The sequence below is a fragment of the uncultured Porphyromonas sp. genome, assembly GCF_938023125.1.
In the GTDB taxonomy this organism is placed as follows: domain Bacteria; phylum Bacteroidota; class Bacteroidia; order Bacteroidales; family Porphyromonadaceae; genus Porphyromonas.
Genome location: NZ_CALHDW010000018.1, coordinates 90643 through 101720, shown reverse-complemented (window position 1 = coordinate 101720; position 11078 = coordinate 90643). Strand labels below are relative to the sequence as shown.

The 11078-nt window shown below is 49.7% G+C and carries 12 protein-coding genes; all 12 read left to right on the top strand.

Annotated elements, in window-relative coordinates:
* Positions 1-40 precede the first annotated feature (40 nt).
* The 12 genes from Q0090_RS06575 to Q0090_RS06520 all read left to right on the top strand — a co-directional run bounded on the left by Q0090_RS06575 (position 41) and on the right by Q0090_RS06520 (position 11062).
* Positions 41-1027, top strand: coding sequence for a cation diffusion facilitator family transporter (locus Q0090_RS06575; RefSeq protein WP_297948943.1), 987 nt, complete (start codon positions 41-43; stop codon positions 1025-1027).
* A 7-nt stretch (positions 1028-1034) separates the two neighbouring features.
* On the top strand, positions 1035-1607 hold the full coding sequence (locus Q0090_RS06570) for a hypothetical protein (RefSeq protein WP_297948941.1): 573 nt from the start codon (positions 1035-1037) through the stop codon (positions 1605-1607).
* A gap of 196 nt (positions 1608-1803) precedes the next feature.
* Entirely contained in the window at positions 1804-2364 is a 561-nt protein-coding gene (locus Q0090_RS06565) for a hypothetical protein (RefSeq protein ID WP_297948937.1), read from the top strand.
* Between the two features lie 142 nt (positions 2365-2506).
* The gene (locus tag Q0090_RS06560; protein ID WP_297948933.1) at positions 2507-2899 is read left to right on the top strand and encodes a hypothetical protein; all 393 of its coding nucleotides are present in this window, start codon (positions 2507-2509) and stop codon (positions 2897-2899) included.
* A 104-nt stretch (positions 2900-3003) separates the two neighbouring features.
* Positions 3004-3396, top strand: coding sequence for a hypothetical protein (locus tag Q0090_RS06555; protein WP_297948930.1), 393 nt, complete (start codon positions 3004-3006; stop codon positions 3394-3396).
* A gap of 224 nt (positions 3397-3620) precedes the next feature.
* Complete coding sequence (locus Q0090_RS06550) at positions 3621-4433, top strand: glycogen/starch synthase (protein ID WP_297948929.1); 813 nt, start codon at positions 3621-3623, stop codon at positions 4431-4433.
* A 103-nt stretch (positions 4434-4536) separates the two neighbouring features.
* The gene (locus Q0090_RS06545) at positions 4537-5937 is read left to right on the top strand and encodes a DUF4270 domain-containing protein (protein ID WP_297948927.1); all 1401 of its coding nucleotides are present in this window, start codon (positions 4537-4539) and stop codon (positions 5935-5937) included.
* A 150-nt stretch (positions 5938-6087) separates the two neighbouring features.
* Positions 6088-7386: an MFS transporter gene (locus Q0090_RS06540; RefSeq protein WP_297948923.1), complete on the top strand. Its 1299-nt coding sequence runs from the start codon at positions 6088-6090 to the stop codon at positions 7384-7386.
* Positions 7387-7395: 9 nt separating this feature from the next.
* A complete protein-coding gene (locus Q0090_RS06535) occupies positions 7396-7833 on the top strand; it encodes an NfeD family protein (protein WP_297948921.1) in 438 nt (145 codons plus the stop codon).
* 28 nt (positions 7834-7861) lie between these two features.
* The gene (locus tag Q0090_RS06530; protein WP_297948919.1) at positions 7862-8941 is read left to right on the top strand and encodes an SPFH domain-containing protein; all 1080 of its coding nucleotides are present in this window, start codon (positions 7862-7864) and stop codon (positions 8939-8941) included.
* 97 nt (positions 8942-9038) lie between these two features.
* Positions 9039-10022, top strand: coding sequence for a glycosyltransferase family 2 protein (locus Q0090_RS06525; protein WP_297948917.1), 984 nt, complete (start codon positions 9039-9041; stop codon positions 10020-10022).
* Positions 10019-11062 (top strand): FAD:protein FMN transferase, encoded by a 1044-nt coding sequence (locus Q0090_RS06520; RefSeq protein ID WP_297948914.1) that lies wholly within the window; start codon positions 10019-10021, stop codon positions 11060-11062. Before Q0090_RS06525 ends, Q0090_RS06520 begins: the two co-directional genes overlap by 4 nt.
* The last annotated feature ends 16 nt before the right edge of the window (positions 11063-11078 follow it).

Below are 11078 nucleotides of genomic sequence, written 5' to 3'. Positions count from 1 at the left end.
TATTTGTGCCCTATAGAAATCACAGAAAGGAGGATGTAGTATGGACGAACACAAACACATTCATCACGAGTGTCACGAGCATCATCACGAGCACGCTCATGAGCATAAGCACGGCGATCATCATGGGCATCACCATGCCCTCGGGCATCATCACCACTCTGCAACGGGTAACATCAAAGTCGCTTTTTGGCTTAATATATCTTTTGCTCTCTTCGAGCTCGTAGGCGGTTTCTTCACCTCGAGTATCGCGATTCTCTCCGATGCCTTGCACGACTTTGGGGATGCCCTCTCGCTGGGCGTTGCTTGGTATCTGCAGAAGTTGAGCGAGCGAGGACGCGATGCCCGTTTTAGCTATGGCTATAAACGTTTTTCACTTCTGGGTGCCCTCTTTATCTCGGTGGTACTGATTGTGGGCTCTATCTTTGTCTTGACGGCGGCAGCAAAACGCCTGATCGACCCCGGGGAGCCTAAGGCCGGATGGATGCTCCTTATCGCCATTGTTGGTTTGGTGGTAAACGGAGTTGCGGCACTGAGAGTAAGCAAAGGGCATTCGTTTAATGAGCGAGCCGTAATGCTTCACCTCCTAGAGGATGTATTGGGATGGGCTGCTGTCTTGATTGTCAGTGTGGTAATGGTTTTCGTTCACCTGCCGATTCTCGACCCTATTCTCTCTATCGCTATCTCTTGTTGGGTGCTGTTTAATGTGGTTCGCACCCTTATTGGTACGTTCAAAGTGTTCCTACAAGGCGTGCCCACGGACATAGATTTGCCGGCATTGGAGCAGGCTATTGCAGAGATGCCCGAGGTCTTGTCTATTCACGATGTACACCTTTGGAGTATCGATGGCGAGCTGCATGTGCTTACCATCCATGTGGTATTCAATCCCGAGAGCTGTGTCTCGCCTACTGAGATACTTGCCCTCAAAGAGCGTGTGCGTGCGATTGCCAAGGAGGCCGGAGTGCAGCATGCTACCATAGAGATGGACGCTCCGGATACCCCTTGCGGTATGGAGCATTGCTGCGATTGACGCCCGCATGATCACCCCCATAACGCCCAGTGCAACACAGCCTTTGGAGGAAGAAGAGGAGCAAGTGGGCTTCGGTTCGCACAATATATACGCTCCCAACTTTTCTCTCTTTTCGGCTTTGTCTTTCTTCCCATGGCAGGAGTTCTTCGTCGCAAATGGCTTCGACGGAGAGTTCCCTGCCATTATTTATAGTGATGATCGTGGGGAGCAACTGTACCAAGAGGTGATGGGGCAACTCGACCTGCTGGCACAAGACCCCTCGCTTCACTGCACCTTGGGTCTGACGTACCGGAGCGATGAGCAAAATATGGGGCAGGGATTAACCGGTTTGCTCGAGGTCGAATTAACGACCAAAACCCTGCCTGATTTCTTAACTTTTTCTGGGCAGAATGGAACCTCTATTCTGCCCTATATTTTCCAAACAATCAGCCTGTGGGTGGCCAACGAAATACGTGGTTTCGGAGAGCCTTTTCCGCTAGTTTCTGCCACGTCTCTCGCTCCACTTGAAATATCGGACGCCCAAGGCTACCGAGCCACCTACACCCTTCGCCTACCCTCCCTCCCCTCCGAGGAGAGATGAAAAGGCGAGCGAGAAGGTTCGTTCTTTTGCTGCTTTTTAGGGAAGAGTAGCCTCAAAATAATTCTCCTTTTTCTGTTTTTGTTTTTACTTTTGGGTGAAAATGTTTGCTCATTAGGCCGTTTTTTTTACATTTGCGCTGTGGTTGATTTTGAGAACCCGGCTGAAAGGGAGTACTTCTCTGAGGCTGCCAACGTGCGTGGATTCTCGCTTCAAAGAAGAAATAAACAGAATAAAAGATCCTGTGTCTATGGCGAGTTGTAAAAAACGATTCATTCTGCTCCTTTTGGGAGTTTTGTTGCTCTCCTCATGTGTAGACCTTGTGAGACGTCCTAAGGTCCAGAATGGACCTAAAGATCCTGCCCTCTTTGGCGAGTGGTATAATGATGGAGAACTAAAGTCGCTCCTAGAAGATCCCGAGAGTTTTGAGTCATTGGTAAAAACACATACTCGGATTTCTATTGGAACGTGTTATCACCCAAATGGGGTTATGGAAGATATTAGCGTCGTATATGAGAATGGGGAGCTTTATCCTAAGTTGGTGAGGTATAAAGATGGGGTTTATTATGCCAAGGATGGGTTTATATATATGCTTGTCCCCTCCGCCGGGTGGTCTTCTGATAATGCTATAAAGGAGTCCTATGAAGTTCGTGGAGATACGCTTCGGATCGGATTTTATGAAGAGCATCCCGAGGGGCATTTGTATTCCCGTCGAAAGATTCTCCCCTCCGAGTGTCCAAAAAATCCTTTTGTAAAATAATAGAATTGTTGTCCGCTCCTAGGAAAGTGTCTATGTGGATTGTCTTTCTGACAAGGGAGATGAGGCAACGAAATAGTAGCCTCTGACATATGGTAAGAATACGGAAGAATAGAAGAAATAAACAGAATAAAAGAATATAGTTATGGCACAGAAGAAAATTAATTACGAGCTGCTCACTTGGACGCTTATACCCTATTTTATCATTATCTTCTTTATTAAATTCTGGTGCGAGCTTCCCGCAGAAGGTGAGCCAAACCTAATGCCGATAGTGGTAGGGCTCTCTACGCTTCCTATAGTCGCATTCTTGGTGATGAGGCTCTTTGCTCTTATTGCCAAGAAAAGGAAGAAAGAGGTGATTCTTCCCCGTTGGATAGACTTGCTCTTTGTCTATCTGTTGGGCTTTGCTGGGGCGTTGACGTGCTTGTCTCATTCCACACGTGCGTTCTGGGTTGCAGTACCTATTCTGATGCTATTTGCTTGCATTTTCATGCTTATAAAAGCTTTTGTTGCTACTAGACCCGAGCCGAAAGAGTAACCTATTAAAAATAAAGAAGATAAAGAATCAAAAGCGATTTCTTCGTCAAGTAATAAGAATACCAAAGGAGAGTAGTAAAATAAATAGACCAAAAGAATATAGTTATGGCACAGAAGAAAATTAATTACGAGCTGCACACTTGGACATTTCTACCCTATTTCCTTATTGCCCTCTTTATCGGTTTATGGTACAAAGACTCCGCAGAAGGCGAGCCAAACCTAATGCCGATAGTGGTGGGGCTCTCCACGATTCCTATACTCATGTTCTTGGTAGTAAGGCTCTTTGCTCTCATTGATAAGAAAAGGAAGAAAGAGGTGATTCTCCCTCGTTGGAAAGACCTGTTTTTTGTCTATGTGTTGGCCTTTGCCGGGGCGTTCGTGTGCTTGTCTTATTCCACACGTGCGTTCTGGATTGCAGTACCTGTTCTGATGGTATTTGCTTGCATTTTCATGCTTATAAAAGCCTTTGTTGCTACTAGACCCGAGCCGAAAGAGTAACCTAGTAGTATATAAATCTCTGAGGGTGCAGTGTGAGGCAAAGAGAGCCTCCCTGCACCCTTTTTCTTGCTTAAAGGGGAAGGGCGAGGGCGGGGCTAGAATCCGCTTGAGCCGAGGTTTTGTGCTCCATTTTGCCTTTTGGCAGGAGGGGCTCCATGAGGAGGAGAAAGTTTTCCACGTAGGTTTTTCGTATCTTTGCAATAAATCAGATGAGCCTATAGCTTATGGAACAGAAAAAAATACTCTACATAGCTCAGGAGATTACCCCTTACTTAGACGAAACCCCAATGGGATCTTTTGCTCGCTTGCTCCCCCAAATAGTGCAAGAAGCAGGGGACGATGTGCGCGTTTTTATGCCTAAGTATGGAACGATTAATGAGCGTCGCCATCAGTTGCATGAGGTGATTCGGCTTTCGGGTATCAATATTATTGTCAACGATACAGACTGTCAGTTACTCATCAAGGTGGCATCGGTACCTCAAACTCGCATCCAAGTTTATTTCATAGATAATAAGGAGTTTTTCCAACGTAAGAGCCAGTTTGGGATAGAGGAAAAGTATGGCAACGACACCGCAGAGCGCTCTATATTCTTCTTCCGAGGGGTATTTGAGGCTATCAAGAGGTTGCGCTGGATCCCCGATATCATCCATTGTACGGGGTGGTTTGCCGCTCTTGCCCCCTTGTATCTGCACACGCTCTACAAAGACGACCCCGATATTGGCAAGGCTAAAGTGGTTTACACGCCCTTTGATACAGAGGTGACGGGAGATATTACGGAGAAGCTTTTTGAGATATTGGCCTTCGATAATCTCAAAGACGATTGGGTGGCTCCATTGCAGGGGGCCTACGACCCCGAGGCTCTCCGCCGCATTGCCATCCATTACAGCGATGGTGTGATATTACCTGCCGAGGAGGCCGGGAAATGGGCCTCCACCAAGTATGCCGAGCAGCTTGGTAAGCCAATATTGTCGTATCCCGGTATGCAGAAAGAGCAGGCCGATGACTATCGCCAGTTCTATAATAGCCTTTTGCAGTAAGAAATATCTTATCTTAGCAGCCGAAATAGTACCCTCTCTTGGGGTCAATCCCTCTTGTGAAGGGGTGTGCCCTAGGGGTGTGGGTCAGTGATCTATTATATAGATGAGGATAATAAAACAATCATTCTGGGCAGCCTTAGCAGCTGTCGCCATGGGAGCTTTTGTCTTTGCGGGTTGCAACGATAATGCCTCCAAAGTAGGTTTTACTACACAGCCGAAAGACGAAGTGCTTACGGCCAAGGCAGATACATTTCTATTAAGTGCCCAAACGGTGGAGGTGCCGAGCATCTACTCGCGCTCCACTTATACGCTTTTGGGTCAGCTCAGCGATCCTCTTTTTGGGGATCTGCGCTCGTCGTATGTTACGCGTTTGCGTCATGCTCCGGGCTTCAAGTTCGCACATGAGCCGGAGGGTAAGAAAATAGACTCTGCCTTTGTGGAGATTAGTTACTCCTCGTGGGCCGGCGATAGTACTTTGTGGGCAAAGGCCTCTATTTATGAGGTTACCAAGCCCCTTCCCGATAGTCACTACTCCGGAGATATTCGATCCTACCTACAGGGGGCTAAGCACCTCGGTAGTGGTAGCTATAAGGCCGAAAATAAAATGGGAGACCACTTTATTTATATCCCGGTGGATAAGGCAATCGGTCAGCGTTTTTACGATGCCTCGGTGCAGCATCCCGAGTATTTTGAGAGCCAGAAGGCTTTTGAAGAAAACCTCTTGAGGGGGATCTACGTAGAGTCTTCTACGGGGTCGGGATGCATGCTCAGCGTGTATAGTACGGCCTTGCTTATCTATTATACCTATACGGTAAATGGCAAAACGGCAGATGGTAAGGCCGACTCTGTAATTCATAGGCGGGCTTCGTATCGCTTTGCCAATACCAATCAGCTCTATCTCTCGCAGCAATTCGATCATGCCAATAGAGATGAGCTCTTGAAGCCCAATAGTAAATATAGTTTCATTACCTCCCCCCTGGGGTTGGCAACGGAGCTGACTCTCACCAAAGAAGACCTCAACAGAGTGGTGAGATCCGGCTGGAGCCCAAAGACCAAGAGGCTGTTTAATGAAGCCAAACTGACCCTCCCCGTAGACATCCCTGCCCATGGGCGTACCGTATTGCAGCCCCCGAAGTATCTCCTCTTGCTGCCTGCCGACTCGGTAAAGAACTTCTTTGAGACCGGGCAATCGCACCTCACGCAGCCTGATGTTGCCTTCCTATCGTCGGAGTACAGCATCCTATCTCGGGAGTACAACTTCAGTAATATCAGTAAACTTATAACTCAGCATATAGAGAACCATAAGTCGGAGACGAGCTCTTCGATAGAGATAAAGCAACCCCTTCGCTTGCTCCTCGTGCCCGTAAGTCTGGAGGGCGGGAAATCCGGATCTTCGTCTTCCGATGTTACCGGAGTGGCGCATTATCTATTCCCTTCCGGGGCACGTATCAAGTTGGATAATGGCAAGATACGTTTGGGGATTGTCCATACGACCTATGAGTGACCCACCTCTTTGACGAGTCTTCCCTCGATAGCCATTCTAGGCATCGAAGGGAGATTTGCATTTTAGAGAGAGGGGTGTCGCTACCCTTCTGAGTGTGGGAGTTTGAATACAAAAGAGAGTAGCATTTGACAAAATAAGAGATAAAGCACGATGAAAAACGGGACCCTTCGCCTCAAACTTATCGTTATGAATTTCCTCCAATTCGCCGTTTGGGGGGCTTATCTTATCTCTATGGGGCGTTACTTGGGTACGCATGGCCTGGGGGATAAAATCGGTATTTTCTATTCCATCCAAGGCATTGTTTCCCTCTTTATGCCGGCTCTTATGGGGATTGTGGCAGACCGCTGGATCCCTGCCCAACGCCTATTGGGGCTCTGTCACGTCATTGCCGGTGGTGCCATGATTGCCCTCTCTTATGTGGCACAATCGCAGGGGGATGCTCCTACTTTTTCTTCCCTTTTCCCCCTTTATACGCTCAGTGTTGCTTTTTATATGCCTACGTTGGCTCTGAGTAATTCGGTGGCTTACTCCGGTCTGGAGCAGGCGGGCGAAGATATTGTCAAGGCCTTCCCGCCCATTCGTATCTTTGGTACCATCGGTTTTATCGTGAGTATGCTGGCGGTGGACGCTCTCGGCTTCCAAGAGACGCCCCTACAATTCCTCCTCTCGGGCGGGATAGGGATTCTCTTTTTCCTCTATTCTTTCTTCTTGCCCCACTGCCCTACAGCTCCTCGAGGCGAGAAGAAAAGTCTCTCCGAGGCCTTTGGTCTCAAGGCTTTCACGCTCTTCCGTGAGCCTAAGATGGCGCTTTTCTTCCTCTTTTCGATGCTACTCGGGATCAATTTGCAGATCACCAATGGTTTTGCCAACCCCTATCTGGGTGCCTTTGGAGAGCTACCGCAGTATGCCGAGGCTTTTGGAGTAAAGCATTCTAACATGCTTATTTCCCTCTCTCAGATCTCCGAAACTCTTTGTATTCTGCTCATCCCGTTCCTCCTTCGTCGTCTCGGTATCAAGCGAGTGATGCTGATTGCCATGATTTGTTGGGTGCTTCGTTTCTCGCTCCTCGGTGCCGGGAATCCAAGCGGAGGGCTCTGGCTTTTCATCCTCAGTATGATTGTCTACGGGATGGCCTTCGACTTCTTCAACGTATCCGGCTCCCTCTTTGTGGATCGAGAGACGGATAGCAGTATGCGCTCAAGCGCACAGGGCTTGTTTATACTCATGACCAATGGTATTGGAGCCACCATCGGTACGTTGGGGGCGCAGTGGGTCGTTAATTATTTTGTGGAGAGTGAGCACGATGCCGTAGCACGTCTCGAAGGGTGGGCTACCAGCTGGTATTTCTTTGCTGCTTACGCTCTTGTAATCACGATTCTTTTCTGGATATTTTTCCGCTACGAGGGCGATCGCCAGGGAGCGCAGCCCAAGAAGCTAGAACACAAATAGGAGATAACAATGAATGCTGCACTTATTTGGCTTATAGCCTCTATCCTGCTTTTTGCAGCCGAGATCATTACTCCCGGCTTCGTATTGGCTTGCTTTGGTGCCGGTGCTTTGGTGGCGTGTATTCCGGCCTTGCTGGGGTTGGGGATTGTTTGGCAAGTCGTTGTCTTTGCGTTGGGTAGTTTGCTGGCACTTTTTCTGTTGCGTCCTTTGCTCCAGAGGCTATCCAAGAACAAGAAAGCCCCCACTACGGGGATGGATGCGCTTATCGGCAAAAAAGCAAGAGTGGTGCGAGTGGTTTCCGCTCGTCAGGGAGGGCGCGTTGCCATTGATGGAGACGAGTGGCCCGCGGTGGTGCTCGCCGAAGATCTAGAGATCCCCCAAGATGTTTTTGTAAAGGTGGTGAGCTACGATAGTATTGTGCTTGTCGTAGAACCTTTCGAGAGTTAGTTTCATATCCTAATAAATACACACATATATGAGTAGTACGCTTATAGTAGTAGGAGCTATTTTATTGCTCGTTATTTTCTTCATCTCTAAGGGGCTTACTATTGTCCAACAGAGTGAAACGGTGATTATTGAGCGGCTAGGGCGCTATCACAAAACGCTCTCTTCGGGGGTTAATATCATCATGCCTTTTATAGACAAGGCGCGCCCCATGACTTGGCGTTATACGCTACAAAGCTCTAAGGGTACTCCCGTAGTACGCTTTAGCAGCATCACCCATATCGATTTAAGAGAGACCGTGTACGACTTTGCTCGCCAGAGTGTGATCACTCGAGACAATGTGGTAACGGAGATCAATGCCATACTCTACTTCCAGATTGTAGATCCCATGCGAGCTATGTATGAGATTAGCAATTTGCCCGTGGCTATTGAGATGCTTACGCAGACGAGTTTGCGTAATGTTATCGGAGAAATGGACCTCGACGAGACTCTTACCAGTCGAGATACGATCAATAGTAAGCTACGCGATATTCTCGATGAGGCCACCAACAAGTGGGGCGTTAAGGTCAATCGTGTAGAGTTGCAGGATATCAATCCTCCCCGCGACATCCGCGACGCCATGGAGAAGCAGATGCGTGCGGAGCGTGATAAGCGTGCCCAAATCCTTACGGCCGAGGGGCAAAAGGAGGCAGTTATCCGTGAGTCGGAAGGTAAGATGCAGCAGTCTATCAACCATGCCGAGGGTGCTCGCCAAGCAGAGATACTTGCCGCTGAGGCCGAAAAGCAGGCAAAGATACTCCGGGCTGAGGGGGAAGCCGAAGCGATTCGCCGTATCACCTCTGCCGTAGGAGCCTCCGGAGCCGATCCTGCTCAGTATCTTATTGCCATGCGTTATCTCGAAGTCTTGGGCACGATGGGCACCAGCAAGAGCGACAAGGTGGTCTACCTCCCCTTCGAGGCTACGGGTATTCTCTCCGCCATTGGGGGGATTAAAGATATTGCCGGTGGGGTAAAAGGTCCCTTGGCTCCCCTTGCTCAGGAGCTCAGAAGTACGCCGCCTTCCACCCCTAGGACTACGCCTATGCCGGTATCAGACCCACTAGATTTCTAAAAGTATAACCCCATTGCCCACCTCCGAGGTTGGTCTCTTGGCTCTTGCTTGGGAGACCAAATACTCCGGGAGAGTGGGCCTCTTTTTGTTTCATCCTATGCCAGATAAGGAATATCCCGTAGAGGTCTCTTTGGTCATTCCTCTCTACAACGAAGAGGAGTCGCTGCGTGAGTTGCATAGCCGCATTCGCCAGGCGATGATCTCTGCGCACTACAGCTACGAAGTGATTTTTGTGGATGATGGGAGCACCGATGGTTCGTGGCGTGAGATTGAGAGCCTGGCGGCTGAGTTCCCCGAGGTGCGTGCCTTGCGTTTTGCTCGCAACTATGGCAAGTCGCCCGGCCTGCAGTGTGGTTTTGCTCGAGCTCGTGGACGGATTGTCTGCACTCTCGATGCCGATTTACAGGACCAGCCCGAAGAGCTACCCGAGATGTGCCGCCTCATCACCGAGGAGGGCTACGACCTCGTCAGCGGATGGAAGAAAAAACGCTACGACCCGGTGCTGAGCAAAAACCTCCCCAGCAAGTTGTTCAATGCTACGGCACGGCGCGTTTCGGGAATTCACAACCTGCACGACTTCAATTGTGGGCTCAAGGCTTACCGCCACGAGGTGGTAAAGAGTATCGAGCTCTACAACGATATGCACCGCTATATCCCCTATTTGGCAAAGAATGCCGGCTTTACACGCATTACCGAGAAGCCCGTGGTGCACACCAAACGCAAGTATGGGGTCTCTAAGTTCGGCTGGGATCGCTATTTCAATGGCTACCTAGACCTACTTACCCTTTGGTTTACTTCTCGTTTCGGTCGTAAGCCCATGCACTTCTTTGGCTTTTGGGGAAGTTTGGTCTTCTTGGTTGGGATGATTGCGCTCATTGTGGTGCTTGTGACTAAGTTTGTAGCCCTCTCGCGGGGGATCCCGGCACCTCTCGTGACCGATAGAGTCTACTTCTACATCGCCTTGGCTGCCATGATTATTGGTACACAACTCTTCTGCGCCGGCTTTTTGGGAGAGCTGCTAAGCCGGCAATATAGCAACCGCAACGAATACAATATAAGGGAAGAAATTGGTAAGGAATGAAAGCGAATCATTTGCGTTTTGCGCCCTTCCTGGGGCTTCTTTTATTGCTGCATTTACAGGCTTGTAAGCCCTCTCGCCCTGCCTACATCAGTGAGATGGGCGAGGTCTTTCATACACTCTACCACATGAAGTACGCAGCCGACTCCTCGGTGCACCTTGAGGTGGAGCAGGCTTTGAGCGAACTCAACTATGCCGCCAACCCTTTCGACTCCACCTCTTTGCTCTATGCCATTAACAACAACCGTACGGATCTTGTCAACGAGGGCTTTGTGGAATTGCTGACGGCTGCTCAGGAGTATGGACGCCTCTCGGGCGGATTTTATGATGTCACGGTGGCTCCCCTTGTTAATGCGTGGGGCTTTGGCTTTTCTCCTTCGCCTTGGAAGGATGGCAAGGTGCCGGATGCGGCTATCGATAGCATCCTCTCGTTTGTGGGATACGACAAGGTGACGCTCCAGGGGAATACCCTCAAGAAGGCCGATCCCAGAATGCAAATTGACTTCTCTTCCATTGCCAAAGGGATGGCTTCGGACTATGTGGCTCGTGCCCTGCGTGCCAAAGGAATTCGAGATTACATGGTAGAGATTGGGGGTGAGATCGCCTATGGTGGCGTCAATCCCGAGGGGAAGCCCTGGCGTATTGGGATCAATAAACCCATCCTCGATAGCACCGGGCTCGAGCACTACGAGGAGTACGAAATGATTATAGACCTGCCGGGAGAGAGAGGCGGAGTGGCTACTTCGGGTAATTACCGTAACTTCAAAGTGCGCGAAGATGGCTCTCTCTACGCCCATACCATAGACCCGCACACGGGGCGTCCTGCCGAGACCGATGTGCTGAGTGCCACCATCCTGCATCCCGATTGCTACCGAGCTGATGCTTTGGCCACAGCGGCTATGGCTCTAGGGGCAGAGCGTGCCGAGAAGATGCTGCGCACCATCCCCAACGTGGAGTACCTCCTGATTGTAGCCTCCCCCCGAGGGGCAAAGACGCCCTACGAGGTGCGTCGCAGTGCAAACTTCCCGCAGGATCAACAGTAATCCCGACCCTCATTTT